Annotated in this window: 18 protein-coding genes; 10 read left to right on the top strand and 8 right to left on the bottom strand. The window is 71.2% G+C overall.

Annotated elements, in window-relative coordinates; translation table 11 throughout:
• Window positions 1-30 precede the first annotated feature (30 nt).
• Together AB0J40_RS16190 and AB0J40_RS16185 are read right to left on the bottom strand one after the other, a co-directional pair.
• Window positions 31-948, bottom strand: coding sequence for a zinc metalloprotease (locus AB0J40_RS16190; protein ID WP_364453111.1), 918 nt, complete (start codon window positions 946-948; stop codon window positions 31-33).
• Between the two features lie 164 nt (window positions 949-1,112).
• Window positions 1,113-2,660: a helix-turn-helix domain-containing protein gene (locus AB0J40_RS16185; RefSeq protein WP_364453109.1), complete on the bottom strand. Its 1,548-nt coding sequence runs from the start codon at window positions 2,658-2,660 to the stop codon at window positions 1,113-1,115.
• 50 nt (window positions 2,661-2,710) lie between these two features.
• Between AB0J40_RS16185 and AB0J40_RS16180 the strand changes: the two genes are divergently transcribed.
• Window positions 2,711-3,331, top strand: coding sequence for a class I SAM-dependent methyltransferase (locus AB0J40_RS16180; RefSeq protein ID WP_364453106.1), 621 nt, complete (start codon window positions 2,711-2,713; stop codon window positions 3,329-3,331).
• Here AB0J40_RS16180 and rdmE read toward each other — a convergent pair.
• Window positions 3,328-4,851 (bottom strand): aklavinone 12-hydroxylase RdmE, encoded by a 1,524-nt coding sequence (gene rdmE / locus AB0J40_RS16175; protein ID WP_364453103.1) that lies wholly within the window; start codon window positions 4,849-4,851, stop codon window positions 3,328-3,330. The two genes, AB0J40_RS16180 and rdmE, sit on opposite strands and share 4 nt — an antisense overlap.
• A 164-nt stretch (window positions 4,852-5,015) precedes the next feature.
• Here rdmE and AB0J40_RS16170 point away from each other — a divergent pair, with 164 nt between their 5' ends.
• From AB0J40_RS16170 to AB0J40_RS16160, 3 genes are all read left to right on the top strand, one after another.
• Window positions 5,016-6,326 (top strand): bifunctional o-acetylhomoserine/o-acetylserine sulfhydrylase, encoded by a 1,311-nt coding sequence (locus AB0J40_RS16170; RefSeq protein ID WP_364453101.1) that lies wholly within the window; start codon window positions 5,016-5,018, stop codon window positions 6,324-6,326.
• The gene (locus AB0J40_RS16165) at window positions 6,323-7,429 is read left to right on the top strand and encodes a homoserine O-acetyltransferase (RefSeq protein ID WP_364453098.1); all 1,107 of its coding nucleotides are present in this window, start codon (window positions 6,323-6,325) and stop codon (window positions 7,427-7,429) included. The genes AB0J40_RS16170 and AB0J40_RS16165 overlap by 4 nt, the downstream gene beginning before the upstream one ends.
• Before the next feature lie 76 nt (window positions 7,430-7,505).
• Complete coding sequence (locus tag AB0J40_RS16160; protein WP_364453095.1) at window positions 7,506-8,165, top strand: DUF2306 domain-containing protein; 660 nt, start codon at window positions 7,506-7,508, stop codon at window positions 8,163-8,165.
• Here the strand turns inward: AB0J40_RS16160 and AB0J40_RS16155 are convergent.
• Together AB0J40_RS16155 and AB0J40_RS16150 are read right to left on the bottom strand one after the other, a co-directional pair.
• Window positions 8,093-8,311, bottom strand: a complete 219-nt coding sequence (locus AB0J40_RS16155; protein WP_364453092.1) for a hypothetical protein — start codon at window positions 8,309-8,311, stop codon at window positions 8,093-8,095. The two genes, AB0J40_RS16160 and AB0J40_RS16155, sit on opposite strands and share 73 nt — an antisense overlap.
• Window positions 8,312-8,324: 13 nt before the next feature.
• The gene (locus AB0J40_RS16150; protein WP_364453089.1) at window positions 8,325-9,203 is read right to left on the bottom strand and encodes a diiron oxygenase; all 879 of its coding nucleotides are present in this window, start codon (window positions 9,201-9,203) and stop codon (window positions 8,325-8,327) included.
• A 68-nt stretch (window positions 9,204-9,271) separates the two neighbouring features.
• Here AB0J40_RS16150 and AB0J40_RS16145 point away from each other — a divergent pair, with 68 nt between their 5' ends.
• A complete protein-coding gene (locus AB0J40_RS16145; RefSeq protein WP_364453087.1) occupies window positions 9,272-9,898 on the top strand; it encodes a TetR/AcrR family transcriptional regulator in 627 nt (208 codons plus the stop codon).
• A 1-nt stretch (window position 9,899) separates the two neighbouring features.
• Here AB0J40_RS16145 and AB0J40_RS16140 read toward each other — a convergent pair whose 3' ends face one another.
• Window positions 9,900-10,640 carry an SDR family oxidoreductase gene (locus AB0J40_RS16140; protein WP_364453084.1) on the bottom strand — a complete coding sequence of 247 codons (741 nt, stop codon included), beginning with the start codon at window positions 10,638-10,640 and terminating at the stop codon, window positions 9,900-9,902.
• A gap of 74 nt (window positions 10,641-10,714) precedes the next feature.
• Here AB0J40_RS16140 and AB0J40_RS16135 point away from each other — a divergent pair, with 74 nt between their 5' ends.
• Window positions 10,715-11,272, top strand: coding sequence for a TetR/AcrR family transcriptional regulator (locus AB0J40_RS16135; RefSeq protein WP_364453082.1), 558 nt, complete (start codon window positions 10,715-10,717; stop codon window positions 11,270-11,272).
• Here the strand turns inward: AB0J40_RS16135 and AB0J40_RS16130 are convergent.
• Window positions 11,269-11,769: a hypothetical protein gene (locus AB0J40_RS16130; protein ID WP_086670478.1), complete on the bottom strand. Its 501-nt coding sequence runs from the start codon at window positions 11,767-11,769 to the stop codon at window positions 11,269-11,271. The genes AB0J40_RS16135 and AB0J40_RS16130 overlap by 4 nt on opposite strands.
• A 46-nt stretch (window positions 11,770-11,815) precedes the next feature.
• A complete protein-coding gene (locus AB0J40_RS16125; protein WP_364453079.1) occupies window positions 11,816-12,406 on the bottom strand; it encodes a TetR/AcrR family transcriptional regulator in 591 nt (196 codons plus the stop codon).
• A gap of 331 nt (window positions 12,407-12,737) precedes the next feature.
• Between AB0J40_RS16125 and AB0J40_RS16120 the strand changes: the two genes are divergently transcribed.
• The 4 genes from AB0J40_RS16120 (at window position 12,738) to AB0J40_RS16105 (ending at window position 18,413) form a co-directional block, all read left to right on the top strand.
• The gene (locus tag AB0J40_RS16120; RefSeq protein WP_364453077.1) at window positions 12,738-13,508 is read left to right on the top strand and encodes an SGNH/GDSL hydrolase family protein; all 771 of its coding nucleotides are present in this window, start codon (window positions 12,738-12,740) and stop codon (window positions 13,506-13,508) included.
• Window positions 13,509-13,657: 149 nt separating this feature from the next.
• Complete coding sequence (locus AB0J40_RS16115; RefSeq protein WP_364453075.1) at window positions 13,658-15,271, top strand: carboxyl transferase domain-containing protein; 1,614 nt, start codon at window positions 13,658-13,660, stop codon at window positions 15,269-15,271.
• A 5-nt stretch (window positions 15,272-15,276) separates the two neighbouring features.
• Window positions 15,277-17,262 (top strand): acetyl-CoA carboxylase biotin carboxylase subunit, encoded by a 1,986-nt coding sequence (locus AB0J40_RS16110; RefSeq protein ID WP_364453073.1) that lies wholly within the window; start codon window positions 15,277-15,279, stop codon window positions 17,260-17,262.
• Window positions 17,259-18,413 (top strand): acyl-CoA dehydrogenase family protein, encoded by a 1,155-nt coding sequence (locus AB0J40_RS16105; protein WP_364453070.1) that lies wholly within the window; start codon window positions 17,259-17,261, stop codon window positions 18,411-18,413. The genes AB0J40_RS16110 and AB0J40_RS16105 overlap by 4 nt, the downstream gene beginning before the upstream one ends.
• The last annotated feature ends 14 nt before the right edge of the window (window positions 18,414-18,427 follow it).

Raw genomic sequence — 18,427 nt, 5'->3', positions numbered from 1 at the left:
GCCGTGCGGGTGCCCTTCACCGACCGGGTGTCAGGCGCGGTAGGCCGACCACGAGCTGTTCATCCGCGTGGCCTGGCCCGCGGTGAACTCGTACATGCAGCTGTCGTAGCTGTAGTCCATGAAGTTGTGCACCGGGTCCTTGCCCGTCGCCGTGCAGGTGTCCTTGTTCGTCGGGCACCCGGACGTCGCCGTCGCTTCGGCCGGGGTGTCCGACACGTAGTCGCCCGAACCGGAGCAGCCGCCCTGGAACGTGTGGTAGAGCCCCATCCAGTGGCCGACCTCGTGGGTGGCCGTGTCGCCCTCGTTGTAGTTCGTCGCCGAGCGGCCCGGGAGGGACTCGTCGAGGATGACCACGCCGTCCATCTTGGGCTGGGAGTTGTAGTTCCACGGGAACGTCGCCCAGCCGAGGAGGCTGTCGCCGAGGTTGGCGGTGTAGATGTTCAGCGCGTTCTTGCCGCCCTTGCGCAGCGCGTTCTTCATGTTGCGCTCGGCCGACGTGCCGTCGGTGATGCCGTTGTACCAGGTGGAGTTGTTCGTGTAGTCGGTGCCGGCCAGCGAGAAGCTGAAGCCGCTGGCGGCGTACGCGCTGTTGAGCACCGAGATCTGCTTGGTGATCGTCGACGACGGCAGGTTGCCCGTCGAGCCGCTGGTGATCACGTGGAAGTACACCGGGATCGAGACGGCGGCCGGGGCCTTGAGCGGCGCCGTGCGCTTGCCGGCGAGCTTGCTCTGCATGTCCGCCTCGACGCGGGCGGCTTCGGCGGGCGACAGGCTGTCGGCGTGACCGTCCTTGCTCCGGTCGGCCGACTGGGTCGGGGTGAAGCAGTCGCCCGACGGCGCCGCGACGGCGCTGCCGGTCGTGGTGCCCGGGACGACCAGGGCGACCAGGGAGAGCGCGGACACCGCGCCCAGCTTCACGGCCCTGCGGAACCGCTCCGAACTGCTCATGGAGACTCCTCTGCGACGACCCGGCTACCCCGGGTGCTGCGAAGAAGGTGCGTCAGGCGATCACCGGAATCCACCACCTTTCGGCTGGAAAAGACAATCGGAACGTTCGGCGCGATCCATGCGGAGTAACGCATACGACGCACGCTGGGCCGAACGGCCCAACGTCAGCTCCAGCGCAACGCCACCAGCTGGGTGATCAAGGCCAGCCGGACGTCCGGGTCGTCCAGGTCCATCGGGACCAGTTCGAGGAGCTTGCGCATCCGGTACCGCAGCGTGTTCGGGTGGATCCGCAGCTCCCGCGCCGCCGCGCGCGGGTCGCCGGGATGGCGCAGCCACTCGTACAGCGTCTCGACGTAGCCGGCCTTGCCCGACTCGTCGTGGGCGCGCAACGCACCCAGCGGGCCGAGCTCCGCGACCTTCGCCCCGGCCGCCGCCGTCGCGCCGCGGTGCAGCGTCAACGCCGTCCAAGCCTCGTCGAAGGTGATCACGCGCTCGCCGAGCAGCTCGGCGCGCAGCAGCCCGAGCGCTTCGTCGGCCTGGAGGCGCGACGCCGAGAGGTCGCCGATCTCGCCGGGCGCTCCGGCCGCGGCGCGTGGGGCCCCACCGCGCCGGGACGACGTCGTCGTCAACGCGTCGCGCAGCTCCGCCCAGCCGCCGGGGCCCGGCCGGTCGGGGACCACGGCGTAGAGCAGGCCGCCCAGTTCGGTCGCCACCGGGCGGTGGCCGATGCCCTGGGAGATCCGTTCGAGCAGGGCGAGCCGCAGGCCTTCGGCGTCGCGCCCGTCGCCGCCGGTGACCTCGATGACGACCACGCGGTGCGGCTCGTCGGACAGGTCCAGCTCCGCCATCGCCTTGCGCGGGTTGGCCCGGCCTTCGAGCACCGCGCGCAGCAGCTCGGCCGACGCGCGGCGCTGCGCGTCGGTGTGCGCGCGGCGGCGCAGCAGGTGCAGCGCGACGACCGGGGCGGCGTCGGCGAAGGCCGCCGCGCGCTCGTCGGACACCGGCCCGGCGACCACCGCCCACATCGAGCCGAGCAGCTCGCCGCCCATCCGGATCGGCACGATCAGCCGCGGCAGCGTGCCGTCGCGCTGGGCGGGGACGAAGATCGTCTGCCGGCCGCGGGACAGCTCGCGGAACACGCCGCGCGACCGGAACCGCGCGAGGACGTCGTCGGGGATGCGCCGGCCCATGATCGTCGCGACGCGGGCGGGGTCGGTGAGGTCCTGGCGCGCGGAGTAGGCGAGCACGCGGGAGTTGGTGTCCTCGATGGTCACCGGTGCGTCCACAACGGACGCGACGGCGTCGGCCAGCCGGAACAGGTCGCCGGAGCCGGGGTCGAGGTCCTCGGACTCGTCGGCGAGCGCGTCGAGGACGGTCCGCAGCAGCCACACCAGCTGCGCCCACGACGTCGCGGCGTGCACCTGGACGAGCGCGATCCCGCTGGCCTTCGCGGCGCGCTTGACCGCCGGTTTCGCGGCGAGCGGCGGCTTGAGCAGCACCGCGGCGGCGCCCTGCTCGGCACTCTGCTTCACCAGCCGCGCGGCGTCTTCGGGCCCGGTGGTGGCGACGCCGAGCACGAGGTCGCCGGCGGCCACGGCGCCGCCCGGCTCGGCGATGACGACGTCGGCGACGGCGGGCGGGTCGTCGGGCACCTGGAGCGCGTGGAGCAGCGTCGGCCCCACCCGGTCGACCACGCTGCGCACCGAGACCACGAGGTCATTCTGGCCGAGAAACCGCTGGACGGCTCGGTAGGGTCGATCCGGTGAGCGACGCACGGCGGATCGTCGAATCCGGTTACGACAGCTCGGCGGAGCGGTACCTCGAGTGGAGCGCGCGGATCGCGGACGATCCCCGGTTGCGTTTCCTGGCCGAGCTGACCGGCCGCCTCGCCGACGGCGCGCAAGTGCTCGACCTCGGCTGCGGCGCGGGCGTGCCGTGCACGAAGCTGCTCGCCGAACGCCACGACGTCCTCGGCGTCGACCTCTCCGCCGCGCAGCTCGACCTCGCGCGGCGCAACGTCCCCGGGGCGCGGTTCCGGAAGGGCGACATGACCGAGGTGTCGTTCCCGGACGCGTGCTTCGACGCGGTGACGGCGTTCTACTCCGTGCTGCACGTCCCTCGCGAAGAGCAGGGTGCGCTCTTCACGAGCATCGCCGGTTGGCTGCGGCCCGGCGGCTGGTTCCTGGCCGCGCTGGGGTGCAGCGAAGCGAACGGCGTCGAGGACGACTGGCTCGGCACACCGATGTTCTTCAGCAGCCACGCCCCGACGGTGAACCGGCGCCTGCTCGAGGCGGCCGGGTTCACCCTCGTCGTCGACGAACCGGTGACGATGCACGAGCCGGAGGGCGCGGCCACCTTCCACTGGGTGCTCGGCCGGCGCTAACGCGACAGGACCGCGTCCAGGACCCGTCGCAGCTCGCCCGCCGGGTCGGCGACCGGCTCCTTCGCGCGCCACGCGACGATGCCGTCCGGACGCACCAGCGACGCGCCACCCGCCGAAAGGCCGTAGCGCTCGGCGATGTCGTCGAGCGCGTGGCAGTCGATGCCCGCTTCGGAAGCAGCCGGGGCCCAGGCCGACGCGTCGCCCGCGCAGAGCAGCACCCACGACCGCCCCAGCAGGTCCACAGTGGACGCCTGGCCGGGTGCCCGGAAGCCGGGGCGCCCGGTCGGCGCGTGGACGTCCTCGACGCGCGACCCGTCGTCCGGCTCCTCGGTCAGCACCGCCGTCGAGCGGTAGCGGAACCCGAGGACGGCGTTCAGCATGTCCTCCGGCTCGCCGATCCCGGAGACGTCGAGGTCCGGGTGCATGCGCTGCTTCATGTTGTGCAGCGACGTGTCGATGATCATCCGCGCGATCGGCTTCCGCTCGGCTTCGTAGGTGTCCAGCAGTGCGGGACCCGCTTCGCCGCGCAGCACCGCGGCGAGCTTCCACGCGATGTCCGCGCCGTCGCCGACCGCCGTGTTGCCGCCCTGGCCGCCGGTCGGCGGGGTCACCTTCGCCGCGTCGCCGACCAGGAACACCCGCCCGTCGCGGAACCGGTCGGCCAGCCGCGCGGCGATCTCCCACGAGCCGGTCCAGACGATCTCCGGCTCCAGGTCCGGCAGGTCGGTGGCCGCGCGGATCATCGAGACCAGCCGGTCGTGGGTGAAGTCCTCCGGGCTTTCCCCGCGCGAAGGGAAGTAGTCCGGCGCGAACACGTACCGGTTCGGGGTGTCGGTGTTGACCAGCCCGGCCGTGAAATCGCCGTGCTGCAGGTAGAACAGGTCCGTGACGCCGGCCTGGACGCGGTCGCCGAGGTCGGCGTCGAACACGACGCCGAGGCAGTGGCTCAGCGCGTCCAGGCCGGTGGTCCCGATGCCCAGCCGCGCCCGGATGCCGCTGCGGCCGCCGTCGGCGGCGACGACGTAGTCCGCGCGCACGACCGTCTCCTCGCCGGAGTCGCGGTGCCGCAGGGTCGCGGTGACGCCGTCGCCGTCCTGCACCAGGTCGGCGAGCTCGGTGCGGAACCGCACCCGCGCGCCCGCCTTCTCCGCGTGCGCCAGCAGGATCGGCTCGACGACGTCCTGCCCGGCCATCCCGGCCGGCATCGTCGTCGACGCCGAGACGTCGAATTCGCTCCCGTCCTCCATGAGCCGGTGCAGGACGCGGCCCGCCAGGCTGGTCGCGACGGTGATCCGCAGCCCCTGCGACGCCCGCGGGCTCACTTCGAGCACCTCACGGTCGATTCCTGCCCAGTGGAACAGCTCCATCGTCCGCCAGTTCTGCCCGGCGGCCCGCGAGTGGACCGACGTTCCGGCGTGTCGCTCGACGGTCAGCACGTCCACTCCCTCCCGCGCCAGGAACAGCGACGCCGACAGCCCGCCCAGCCCGGCCCCCACGACCAGCACCTGTACCCGCTCCATGATGACTTCCTCCCAGTCCGTGAATCTCCCTGTGTAAATATCTTAGACACAAAGAGATCTACTTGGCAAGAAGACCGCACTCCCAAGACGTGGGAACGGTTGGGTACTCCGTTCGGCCCAAGTAGCTTCGGACCACCAGACCCCTTGAGCCGCAAGGAGAACCGATGAGCGCGGACGACACCTCGGCGTGGTCCTTCGAGACCAGGCAGATCCACGCGGGCGCCGCGCCGGATCCGGCCACGGGCGCGCGGGCGACGCCGATCTACCAGACGACGTCGTACGTCTTCCGCGACAGCCAGCACGGCGCCGACCTGTTCAGCCTCGCCGAGCCCGGCAACATCTACACGCGGATCATGAACCCGACGCAGGACGTGCTGGAGCAGCGGGTCGCTTCGCTCGAAGGCGGCGTCGCGGCGCTCGCCTTCGCGTCCGGCTCGGCGGCGACCACGGCGGCGATCCTCAACCTCGCGGGCGCGGGCGACCACTTCGTCTCGAGCCAGTCGCTCTACGGCGGGACCTACAACCTCTTCCACTACACGCTGCCGAAGCTCGGCATCGAGGTGACGTTCATCGACGACCAGGACGACCTCGAGCAGTGGCGCGCCGCCGTCCGGCCGAACACGAAGTTCTTCTTCGCCGAGACGCTCGCCAACCCGGGCAGCAACGTCCTCGACATCCGCGGCGTCGCCGACACCGCGCACGAGGCCGGTGTCCCGCTGCTGGTGGACAACACGATCCCGACGCCGTACCTGGTGCGCCCGATCGAGCACGGCGCCGACGTCGTGATCCACTCGGCCACCAAGTACCTCGGCGGCCACGGCACGACGATCGCCGGCGTCCTGGTCGACGGCGGCACGTTCGACTTCGGCAAGGACCCGGGTCGCTTCCCGGGCTTCACCGAGCCGGACCCGAGCTACCACGGCCTCAAGTACTGGGAGGCCCTCGGCCCGGGCGCGTACGCGGCGAAGGCGCGCGTTCAGCTCCTGCGCGACACCGGCGCGGCGATCGCCCCGCTCAACAGCTTCCTGATCCTGCAGGGCATCGAGACGCTGTCGCTGCGCATCGAGCGGCACGTCCAGAACGCGCAGGCGCTCGCCGAGTGGCTGGAGCAGCGCGACGAGGTCGAAACGGTGTACTACGCCGGCCTGCCGTCGAGCCCGTTCCACGCGGCGGCGCAGAAGTACCTGCCGCGCGGCGCGGGCGCGGTCCTGTCGTTCGACCTGCGCGGCGGCGTCGAGGCGGGGCGGAAGTTCGTCGACGGCACCGAGCTGCACAGCCAGCTGGTGAACCTCGGCGACGTGCGCAGCCTGATCGTGCACCCGGCGTCGACCACCCACAGCCAGCTCGCGCCGCAGGAGCAGCTCGCCAGCGGCGTCACGCCGGGCCTGGTCCGGATCGCCGTCGGGTTGGAGGGGATCGAGGACCTCAAGGCCGACCTGGAAGCCGGATTCCGGGCGGCCAAGGCGGAACTGTGACCGTTACCGGCGCCTGGCGGGTCGGCGACCCGCCGGGCCGCCGGCGGTTCGTCACCGGCCCCGGCGCGCTCGCGCTGGAGGCCGGTGGCGTGCTGCCGTCCTTCACCTTGGCGTACGAGACGTGGGGGACGCTGAACTCCGACGCGTCCAACGCGGTCCTCGTCGAACACGCGCTGACCGGCGACAGCCACGCGGCCGGCCCGGTCCAGCCCGGGCATCCCAACGCGGGCTGGTGGGACGGGCTGATCGGGCCCGGGAAGGCGTTGGACACCGGCGAATTCTTCGTCGTGGTCCCGAACGTGCTCGGCGGGTGCCAGGGATCCACCGGGCCCTCGTCGGAGTTCGACGGCAAGCCGTGGGGCAGCCGGTTCCCGGTCGTGACGGTCCGGGACCAGGTGGCTTCGGAAGCCGTGCTGGCGGACGCGCTGGGCATCGACCGCTGGGCGGCCGTCGTCGGCGGGTCCATGGGCGGGATGCGCGCGCTCGAATGGGCGGTCTCGCTGCCTTCGCGAGTCGCGTCGGTCCTCGTGCTGGCGTCGACGGCGCGGGCGTCGGCCGAGCAGATCGCGTGGGCGGCCCCGCAGCTGCACGCGATCCGGTCGGATCCGCACTTCCACGGCGGCGACTACTACTCCGCGGCCGCCGGGCCGTCGCAAGGGCTCGGTATCGCGCGGCGGATCGCGCACGTCACCTACCGCAGCGAACCGGAGCTGGCCCAGCGGTTCGGCCGGACCTACCAGGGCGGCGAAGATCCGTTGCGGGGCGGGCGGTTCGCCGTCGAGTCCTATTTGGACCACCACGCGGACAAGCTGGCGCGGCGGTTCGACGCGAACAGCTACCTGGTGCTGACGGAGTCGATGAACACCCACGACGTGGGCCGCGACCGCGGCGGCGTGGCGGCGGCGCTGGGCCGGGTGACGGCCCGGACGGTGATCGGGGGCGTCGACAGCGACCGGCTCTACCCGCTCTACCAGTCGGCGGAGATCGCCGCGGGCATCCCCGGGGCGCCGGAGCCGTCGGTGGTTTCCTCGCCGTACGGCCACGATTCGTTCCTCATCGAGACCGGCCAGATCTCGGCGCTGGTGAAGGCTTTGCTGGGCTAGTACGTCCCCGGGCGTACGACCACAAGCCGTTCCCGGGCGGACGACCGCGCCCGCCCCGCCGCGGGATCGTGGCGCCATGCGGAAAACCTGGCTGGTGTTCGCCGTCGCGATCGGGTTCGGCGCGGTGCTCGGCTACCCGTACCTGGGTCTCGACATCGCCGACAGCCGGCTCGGCGTGCGCGACGGCGTCCAGTACTCGGTCCTGGTCGCGCACATCTTCACGGCCACCGTGGCGCTCGTGCTCGGCCCGCTGCAGTTCGTGCCGAAGGTGCGAGCGCGCAAGCGGCTCCACCGGACGCTCGGCCGGGTCTACCTCCTGGCCGGGGTGGTGCCGTCGGCGGTGGCCGCGATCCCGGTCGCGGTGTGGTCCGGCCGGCCGCTCACGCAGGTCAGCCTGACGCTCGCGGCGGTCCTGTGGCTGGTCACCGGCGGCCTCGCGTACCGGGCGGCCCGGCGGCGCGACTTCGCCGCCCACCGGGCGTGGATGCTGCGGAACTACGCGCTGACCTTCCTCGCCGTCACCTCGCGCGTGCTCGTTCCCGTGCTCCTGCTGGCCCAGGCCCCGTTCGGCGGCGTCGGCCCGGCGGGCGCGACCACGCTGATCCCCGTCGGCCAGACGCTCGGCTGGGTCGTCAACCTGGTCGTCGCCGAAGTCCTGATCCGTCAGCGGCCGGCGACACGTTCGCCCAGGCGCACCAAGCGGTTCGCGACCCGCCGCGACGCGCCCGCCGCGTAGTCGGCGAGGCGCTCGGCCGCGCGGTCGGACAGCTTCGCGACCCGCCACGCGACGTCGTCCGCGCGGTCGCCCGCTTCCTCGCCGGCGGTGGTGATCCGGTCGGCGAGCCTGCCGGTGCCCGCGGCGAGCAGATCCTTGAGTGCCATGGCTTCCCCTCCGCTAGAGCATTCCGGCGCGGCGCCACAGCACCGCGCTCGGACCGCCGATCAGGTCGTTCTCCCGCAGGAACCGGACGAGCTTCCGGGCCCCGAAGGCCAATGTCTCCCGCCGGTGCGGGCTGGTCCGCGCGGCGGCCACCGCGACGCCGGGGTCGATCCCCGCGCGCAGGTACTGCCGCGGCCGGGAAAGCAGGCGGGACATCAGCAACGCGCCGACGGCGACGACGATCCGCGCGAACTCCTTGCGCCACCAGGGCGCGTCCGCGAGCGAACGGACCAGGTCGTCGCGCGCGTACCGGACGTGCCGCGCCTCTTCGGTGACGTGGATGCGCATCACCGCGCGGACCACCGGCTGCACTGACTCGTCGTCGAGGTGTTCGCGCTGCAGCGCGTCGAAGATCTCTTCGCCGATCAGCGTCGCCACCCACATCGCCGGGCCGTGCAGGATCGCCGGGAGTGCCCGCGCGGACAGCTGCAGCCACCGGTTGTTGCGGTACGGCCGGCCGCCGACGCGCTCGATCAGCGTCGCGAACATCGTGGAGTGCCGGCACTCGTCGGCGACCTCGGTGAGCGCGTAGTGCACGTGCCGGGTCGTCGGGTCCTGGCGGTAGGACGCGCGCAGCAGCATCTGCATGAGGATCAGCTCGAACCAGATCCCGACGCTGACGGTGTTCACCAGCTCCTGGCGGGAAAGCTCGATCCGCTGCGCGCGGCTCAGCGTGTCCCACACCGGCGTGCCGTACAGGGAAACGAGCTTCTCCGGGATGAAGAACTGGTCGTCGTTCAGCGGCGCGGCCCAGTGGACGTCGACGTCGGGGTCGTAGGAGAGCCGGGCGCTCGAGCGGAGCAGCCGTTCGGCGGTGGCTTCGCGATCACCCATCCTGCCTCCCTGTGTCGTTTAACACTAGAACGCATGAAACAATCTCCGTCAAGATGTAAAGTCAGCCCATGCGCGATCTCCTGAAGCACGCGCTCGAAGCCGAACTGCCCGGCGACGAGACCGCGGAACGGATCATGGGCGCGGCGCTCACCCAGGCCGAGGACTTCGGGCTGCGCCGGTTCACCGTGGACGACGTCGCGCGCCGCGTCGGCCTCTCGCGGGTGACGATCTACCGGTACTTCCCGAAGAAGGACCAGCTGCTCGGCGCGCTGATCCAGCGGGAGATGAAGCGGTTCCTGACGAAGGTCGACGCCGTCGTCGAAGCGCAGGCGAGCCCGGAGGAGAAGCTCATCGAGGGGTTGAGCTTCTCCCTCGGGTACCTGCGGGGCCACCGGCTGCTCAACCGGCTGCTGCGCACCGAGCCGGAGCTGATCCTCCCGCACCTGACGGTCCAGGCGGGCGGCCTGTTCGCGGCGGCCCGGTCGCGGATCGCGGCGCACTTCCACGCGGAGATCGCGGCGGGCAGGCTCAGCCTGCCCGCCGAGGACGTCGACGGCATGGCCGAGCTGCTCATCCGGATCGTCGTGTCCCTCGTGCTGACCCAGGAAACCGTCCTGCCGGTGGACGACGAGGCCCAGCGCCGCCGGCTGGCCGAGCTGTACCTGGCGCCGATCGTCCGCTCGCTGCGCCCGTGACTCACCCCTGCCGGGTCGGCCGGATGGTGAGGTCGCCGATCTCGACGTCGTCGGGTTGCTCGATGGCGAACGCGATCGCGCGCGCCACGGCGTCGGGGCTGATGCCGAGGGCCGCCATCGCCTGCTGGGCCTGCTCGCGCTGCACGGGATCCTGGACGTAGTCGACCAGTTCGGTGCGCACGTACCCCGGCGAGATCGACGTCGTGCGCAGGACGCCGTCGGTGGACTCCTGCCGCAGCGCTTCCAGCAGTGTCCGCACCGCGTTCTTGGTCCCCGCGTAGACGGCCTGCGTCGGGACGATCTTCAGCCCCGACGTCGAGACCGTCGTGACGAAGTGGCCGCGGCCCTGCGCGCGGAACACCGGGAGCGCGGCGGCGATGCCGTGCAGGACGCCCCGGAGGTTGACGTCGATCATCGCGTCCCAGTCGTCGACGTCGAGCGCGCTCATCGGCGCGATCCGGGCGACGCCGGCGTTGGCCACCAGGACGTCGAGGCGGCCGAAGCGGTCGACGGCTCGCGTGACGAGCCGTTCGAGATCGGCCCGCCGGGTCACGTCGACGTCCAGCACTTCCGCGCGGCCGCCGTCGTCGCGGATCTTCCGCGCGAGCGCTTCCAGCCGGTCGGTGCGCCGGGCGCCCAGCACGACGGCCGCGCCCCGCGACGCCAGCTCCACGGCGGTCGCCTCGCCGATCCCGCTGCTCGCGCCCGTGATCGCGACGACCTTGTCCAGTCCGTTTGCCATGAGGTCCTCCGTTAAGCTGACAACTGTCCGGTTAAGCCTACCGGACAGTTGTCCACTTATTCAGGGAGAGTGCCGTGGCCGGTCGTGAGCGCCGTTCGGACGCCGTCGCCAACCGCGACCGGATCGTCGAGGCCGCGCGCGCGGAGCTGAGCGAGTCCAACGGTTCGACCGACGACCTGAAGCTGCACCGGGTCGCCAAGGCCGCGGGAGTCGGGCAGGGCACGCTCTACCGGCACTTCCCGACGCGCGAGCACCTGCTGGCGGAGGTGTACCGGGCCGAGCTGACCCAGCTCGTCGACACCGTGGCACCCCTGCTGGCCGAGCATTCCCCGCTCGATGCGCTGACCCGCTGGCTGGAGCGGCTGGTCGAGTACGCGCGCGTCAAACGCGGCGTGATGGCGGCGATCGAGGTGCCGGCGTGGCAGGACCTCTACTCCGGCCAGCACCACCGGCTCGACGAAGCGCTCGAAACGCTGCTGGACCGGGGAAAGGCCACCGGCGAGATCCGCGCCGGCATCGACGCGGCCGACGTCATCCTGCTCCTCGGAGCGCTTTCGCGGATCCCGGAAGCCGAATGGGACGAGCGGGCGCCGCGGATCGTGGCCGTGATCGTCGACGGCCTGCGCGCCTAGTCGGAGACGGCTTCCGAGATCCAGGGGGCCACCGGCAGGTCGCGGTCGAGGCATTCGACCGACAGCCGGATCGTCCAGCGCAGGGCCTGCAGCACCAGGCTGTCGACCTCGTCGGGCGCCGCGTTGGCGAGGGCGATCTCGACCTGCTCCTGCGCGGCCTCGGTGTTGCCGTGGACCTCCGCGAGCAGCGTGCGGACCGCGGTCCGCACCGGCGGGTCGGCCTGGTCGATCGAGACCTCTTCGCCGTCCTCGTCGAAGACCTGGACCTTCACCGGGGCGCTGCCGCCGTCGCCGAGGGTGGAGACCATCGCGCTGCACTCGCCGAACAGCAGCAGCATCAACGCCTTCGTCTCGTCCGCGCGGGCCTGCGGTTCGACGGCCGTCGGCGCGACCTCGACGAGGGCTTCGGCGTCGTCTCCGAGGCTCAACGCCGTCAGCGCGCGCTGAGCCTTCTCGACGAGCTCCTGCTCGTTCCAGTCCGCATCCACGTGCCCCATCAAACACCAGCGACGGCGGTCGTGGGGATACCTTGATCCGGGTCGGTCATCCGACCGCGCGGAGCGCACCCAGCGCGAGCCGGGCGAGCAGTTCGGCGAGTTCCGAGTCACCGAGATGGCGGTTGTACGGCGTCGAGTTGATCAGTCCGAACACAGCGTGCGCCGCCGATCGCGCCTGCCGTTCTCCCAGCCCCGGCATGGCTTCCCGGATCGCGCTGACCCACACCTCGACGTACTGGCGCTGCAACGCGCGGACCTGCTTGCGGTCGGCGTCGGTGAGGTTCGCGAGGTTGCGCTCCTGAACGGTGATCAACGCCGGGTGGTTGAGCGCGAAGCCGACGTGGAACGCCACGAGCCCGGTCAGCGTGTCGTCCGCCGAGCCGGGCCGGTTCGCCCACTGCGTGCCGCCGTCGAGCAGGTAGCGGCTGATCGAGTTCAGCATCTCGCCGAGGATCGCGTCCTTGCTGCGGAAGTGCCGGTAGAGCGCGGGCCCGGAGATCCCGACGGCGGCGCCGATGTCGTCGATGCCCACGCCGTGGAACCCGTGGTGGGCGAACAGCTCGGCGGCCGCGGCCAGGATCTGCTCGCGCCTGCTCGCCTTCTCGCCGTTCACGAGCGGAGTGGGGTTGGCCGCCATCCGGTCATAGTAGAGCGACAGGTTAGCGAGCGCTAACACCCCGGGGTGTCCGCTTCGCTCCGGGACCTCCGGGAGTGCGCGTCACCGTCCTGGGTGAACCTCTTGGCGTGTCGCGGATGTCCGGCCTGTCCGCCCCGTCGTCCCGGTGAAACTTCCCGTTAGCGAGCGCTAACCGTGTTCCCGTCTTCCGACGTGGGCCGAGTGGGTTACTTACAGGTAACTAGGGGTTCCTTGTGGGGCTTCCACCTGCTGTGATTTTCAGGTCGGTTCTGTCACAAAGGAGTGGCCCATGGGGGTTCCGATCCGTCTTTCGCGACGGTTTTTGCAGAGGTTGAGCACGGCTCTCGGGGCCGTCGTCCTGTCCACTCTCGGCGTCACGGGCCTCGCCCACGCCGCCGGGACCGTCTACGCCGCGCTCGGCGACTCCTACTCCTCGGGAGTCGGGGCCGGCAGCTACGGCAGTTCCGGGAGCTGTTACCGCAGCTCCAACGCCTACGGTCAGCTGTGGGCCAACGCCCACAGCGGCACGTCGTTCACCTTCCTCGCCTGCTCGGGCGCGAAGACCGGCGACGTCATCAACCAGGCCAATTCCATCCCCTCCAACGCGACCCTGGTCACGGTCACCGTGGGCGGCAACGACGCCGGCTTCAGCGACGTGATCCAGACCTGCACCCTCGGCAGCGACTCGGACTGCACCAACCGCGTCAACACCGCGAAGACCTACGTCAACAACACCCTGCCGCCGTTGCTGACCAACACCTACAACGCGATCAAGGCCAAGGCGCCCGGTGCGCGCCTCGTCGTCCTGTCCTACCCGCGCTTCTACACCGTGCCCGGCTCCTGCTGGGTCGGGCTCAGCGACACCAAGCGGACCGCGATCAACTCCGGGGCGGACACGCTCGCCTCGGTGATCCAGTCCCGCGCGGCGTCCGCGGGTGCGACGTTCGTCGACGTCCGGCCGTCGTTCGTCGGGCACAACATCTGCTCTTCGGTCGACGATTACCTGCACAGCCTGACCTGGCCGGTGATCGAGTCCTACCACCCGACGGTGGCCGGGCAGTCGGGCGGCTACTACGCCCCGCTGCGGGGCGCCATCGGCTAGCCGTTCCTCCCGCGGAGCGGAGGCCACCCCGGTTCGCCGGGGTGGCCTTTCCGTATTCCGACGCTGCCGCGTTCCGGCGACTGGACACCCACGTTAGCGGTCGCTAACATCGGGGCGGAGGTTAACGCCTGCTAACTTCGAGGGAGCCCATGGACACGCCGGTACTGGGGACTTCTGCTGCCCCGGACAGCGAGGCCTACGCCCGCAACGCCACATCCCACGCGGAGCTGGTCGAGGACCTCCGCAAACGCTTGTCCGCCGCCCGCCTCGGCGGGCCGGAGAAGTCGCGCGCGCGGCATGTCGAACGCGGCAAGCTGCTGCCGCGCGACCGCGTCGACACGCTGCTGGACCCCGGTTCGCCGTTCCTCGAGCTCTCGCCGCTGGCCGCGAACGGGCTGTACGACGACGAGGCGCCGTCCGCGGGCATCATCACCGGGATCGGCCGCGTCTCCGGCCGCGAGTGCGTGGTCGTCGCCAACGACGCCACCGTCAAGGGCGGCACGTACTACCCGATGACGGTGAAGAAGCACCTGCGCGCCCAGGAGGTCGCGCTGCACAACAACCTGCCGTGCGTCTACCTGGTGGACTCCGGCGGCGCATTCCTGCCCAGGCAGGACGAGGTCTTCCCGGATCGTGAGCACTTCGGCCGGATCTTCTACAACCAGGCGACGATGTCCGCGCGCGGCATCCCGCAGATCGCCGCGGTGCTCGGGTCGTGCACCGCCGGCGGCGCGTATGTCCCGGCGATGAGCGACGAAGCCGTGATCGTCCGGAACCAGGGCACGATCTTCCTCGGCGGCCCGCCGCTGGTGAAGGCCGCGACCGGCGAGGTCGTCACGGCCGAGGAGCTCGGCGGCGGCGACGTCCACTCGCGCCAGTCCGGCGTCACCGACCACCTGGCCGACGACGACGCCCACGCGCTGCGGATCGTCCGGCAGATCGTCTCGACGCTCGGGCCGCGCACCCCGCGGCCGTGGGACGTCCTGCCGACCGAGGAGCCCGCGGTCGACCCGGCCGAGCTGTATGGGGTCGTGCCGACCGACCCGCGCGTGCCGTACGACGTGCGCGAGGTGATCGCGCGGATCGTCGACGGCAGCCGGTTCGGCGAGTTCAAGAAGGAGTACGGCTCCACTCTCGTCACCGGCTTCGCCCGGATCCACGGCCACCCGGTGGGGATCGTCGCGAACAACGGCGTGCTGTTCGCCGAGTCCGCGATGAAGGGCGCGCACTTCATCGAGCTGTGCGACAAGCGCTCGATCCCGCTGCTGTTCCTGCAGAACATCACCGGGTTCATGGTCGGGCGCGCGTACGAGGCCGGCGGCATCGCCAAGCACGGCGCGAAGATGGTCACCGCGGTGGCCTGCGCGCGCGTACCGAAGTTAACGGTCGTTATCGGCGGCTCGTTCGGCGCCGGCAACTACTCGATGTGCGGCCGGGCGTACTCGCCGCGGTTCCTGTGGATGTGGCCGAACGCGCGGATCTCGGTGATGGGCGGTGAGCAGGCGGCGTCGGTGCTGTCGACGGTCCGCCGCGACTCCATCGAGGCCCGCGGCGGCGAGTGGTCCGCCGAGGACGAAGAGGCGTTCAAGGACCCGATCCGCGAGCAGTACGAGGCGCAGGGCAGCCCGTACTACTCGACGGCGCGGCTGTGGGACGACGGCGTGATCGACCCGGCGGACACCCGCACGGTGCTCGGCCTCGCGCTCTCGACCGCGGCCAACGCGCCCTTGGCCGATGTCAACTACGGCGTCTTCCGGATGTGAGGCAGATGTTCGACTCAGTGCTGGTCGCGAACCGCGGCGAGATCGCCGTCCGGGTCATCCGCACGCTGCGGGCGCTCGGCATCCGCGCGGTCGCGGTGTACAGCGACGCGGACGCCGACGCCCGGCACGTCCGGGAAGCGGACACGGCGATGCGCATCGGCCCGGCCGAAGCCGCTCGCAGCTACCTGTCCATTCCGGCCATCGTGGACGCCGCGGTGTCCTCGGGCGCGCAGGCCGTGCACCCGGGCTACGGCTTCCTGGCGGAGAACGCGGAGTTCGCCCGCGCCTGCGAGGCCGCCGGGCTGGTGTTCATCGGCCCGCCGGTCGCCGCGATCGACGCGATGGGCGACAAGATCCGCGCGAAGGCGACGGTGTCGAAGGCCGGCGTCCCGGTCGTGCCCGGGGCGTCCGATGTGGACATCCCGGACGGTGACTTCGCTTCGGCTGCTGCGAAAGTGGGGTACCCGCTGCTGCTCAAGCCGTCCGCCGGCGGTGGCGGCAAGGGCATGCGGCTGGTGCACGCCCCCGAGGAGCTGGACGCCGCGATCGAGTCGGCGCGGCGCGAGGCCAAGGGGTCGTTCGGGGACGACACGCTGCTGATGGAGCGGTTCGTCACGACGCCGCGGCACATCGAGATCCAGGTCATGGCCGACAAGCACGGCAACGTGATCCACCTCGGCGAGCGCGAGTGCAGCCTGCAGCGCCGGCACCAGAAGATCATCGAAGAGGCGCCGTCGGTGCTGCTCGACGACGTCACCCGCGAGAAGATGGGCTCGGCGGCCGCCGAAGCCGCGCGCTCGGTCGGGTACGTCGGCGCCGGCACCGTCGAGTTCATCATGTCCGCGAAGAACCCCGGCGAGTTCTTCTTCATGGAGATGAACACCCGGCTGCAGGTCGAGCACCCGGTCACCGAGCTGGTCACCGGTCTCGACCTCGTCGAGTGGCAGGTCCGCGTCGCAGCCGGGGAACACCTCTCCGTCAAACAGGAAGACGTCGTCCTCAACGGACACGCCGTCGAAGCGCGCGTGTACGCCGAGGACCCGGCGCGCGGGTTCATCCCGACCGGCGGGACGGTGCTGGCGGTGCACGAGCCGTCCGGCGACGGCGTCCGCGTCGACTCGTGGATGACGCGCGGCGCGGTGATCGGCTCGAACTACGACCCGATGCTGGCCAAGGTCATCGCCTGGGGCCCGGACCGCGCGGCCGCGCTGCACCGGCTCGACCGCGCGCTGGCCGACACGGCGCTGCTGGGCGTCGGCACCAACACGGCGTTCCTGCGGGGGCTGCTGGCCGACGACGACGTGCGCGCCGGGCGGCTCGACACCGAGCTGGTCGACCGTCGGCTGGCCGACCTGGTGTCGTCGGACGTGCCCGCGGAGTTCTTCGTCGCGGCCGCGCTGGACCGGTTCCTGGAGCTGCAGCCGTCCGGGTCCATTGTGGATCCGTGGGACGTGCCGGACGGCTGGCGGATGGGCGGCTCCGGCGGGGTCGTGTTCCGGCTGAAGTCCGGCGCCGCGCGGGCCGTGGTCCGGGTGCAGGGCACGCCGTCCGCGGCGACGGTGTTCGTCGACGACGCCGCGCCGGTCGAGGTCTCGGCCCGCCGCGACGGCGACGTCCTGGAGATCCGTCACGCCGGCGGGTTCCACCGCTACCGCCAGGCCTGCGGCCCCGACCGGACGGTCTGGCTCGCGCGTGACGGACTGAGCTTTCCCTTCGGGGAACAGGAGTTCGTGCTCTCCTCCCGCGGCGAGGCCGCCGGGGCCGGGCCGGTCACCAGCCCGATGCCGGGCACGGTGCTCGTCGTGAAGGTCGCCGCCGGCGACGTCGTGAAGGCCGGGACGCCGCTGCTGGTCGTCGAAGCGATGAAGATGGAGCACACGGTCACCGCGCCGATCGACGGCGTCGTCAGCGAACTCCCCGTCCGGGCCGGCCAACAGGTCGCCTTGGACGAAACCCTTGCCGTAGTCACGCCCCAAGAGGAGCAGCAGTGATCGACTTCCGCCTGGACGAGGAGTACGAGTCCCTTCGCAAGACCGTCGAGGACTTCGCGCACGCCGAGGTCGCACCGGTGATCGGCGAGCTGTACGAGAAGGAGGAGTTCCCGTACGCCATCGTCGCCAAGATGGGGGAGATGGGCCTGTTCGGCCTGCCGTTCCCCGAGGAGTTCGGCGGCATGGGCGGCGACTACTTCGCGCTGTGCCTGGCACTGGAGGAGCTCGCGCGGGTCGACTCGTCGGTCGCGATCACGCTGGAGGCCGGCGTTTCGCTCGGCGCGATGCCGATCTTCCGCTTCGGTTCCCAGGAGCAGAAGGAGAAGTGGCTGCCGTCGCTGTGCGAGGGCACGGCGCTGGGCGGCTTCGGCCTGACCGAGCCGGGTGGCGGCTCGGACGCGGGCGCGACCCGCACCCGGGCCACTTTGGACGGTGACGAGTGGGTCATCAACGGCAGCAAGGCGTTCATCACCAACTCGGGCACGGACATCACGCGGCTGGTCACGGTCACGGCGGTGACGGACGTGATGGAGAACGGCCGCAAGGAGATCTCGGCGATCATCGTCCCGTCGGGCACGCCGGGCTTCGAGGTGTCGCCGAAGTACTCGAAGGTCGGCTGGAACTGCTCCGACACGCACGAACTGTCCTTTTCGGACGTCCGCGTCCCGGCGGAGAACCTGGTCGGCACCCGGGGCCGCGGGTACGCCCAGTTCCTGTCCATCCTGGACGAAGGCCGCGTCGCGATCGCTGCGCTGTCGGTGGGCCTGGCGCAGGGCTGCGTCGACGAATGCCTGAAGTACGTGAAGGACCGCGTCGCGTTCGGCAAGCGGATCGGGGAGTACCAGGCGATCCAGTTCAAGATCGCCGACATGGAGGTCCGCACGCACACCGCGCGCCTGGCGTACTACCAGGCGGCGTCGAAGATGCTGCGCGGCGAGCCGTTCAAGAAGGAGGCGTCGATCGCGAAGCTGGTGGCGTCCAACGCGGCGATGGACAACGCCCGCGACGCGACCCAGATCTTCGGCGGGTACGGGTTCATGAACGAGTTCCCGGTGAGCCGCTTCTACCGCGACGCCAAGATCCTCGAGATCGGTGAGGGGACGAGCGAGGTACAGAAGATGCTGATTTCCCGGCACCTCGGCGTCGCCTGACGTCGCAAGAGGGG

This window comes from Amycolatopsis sp. NPDC049691 (genome assembly GCF_040675005.1).
GTDB lineage: Bacteria > Actinomycetota > Actinomycetes > Mycobacteriales > Pseudonocardiaceae > Amycolatopsis.
Note: the sequence above shows the minus strand (reverse complement) of the source record. Positions and strands in the feature narration are given on the sequence as shown.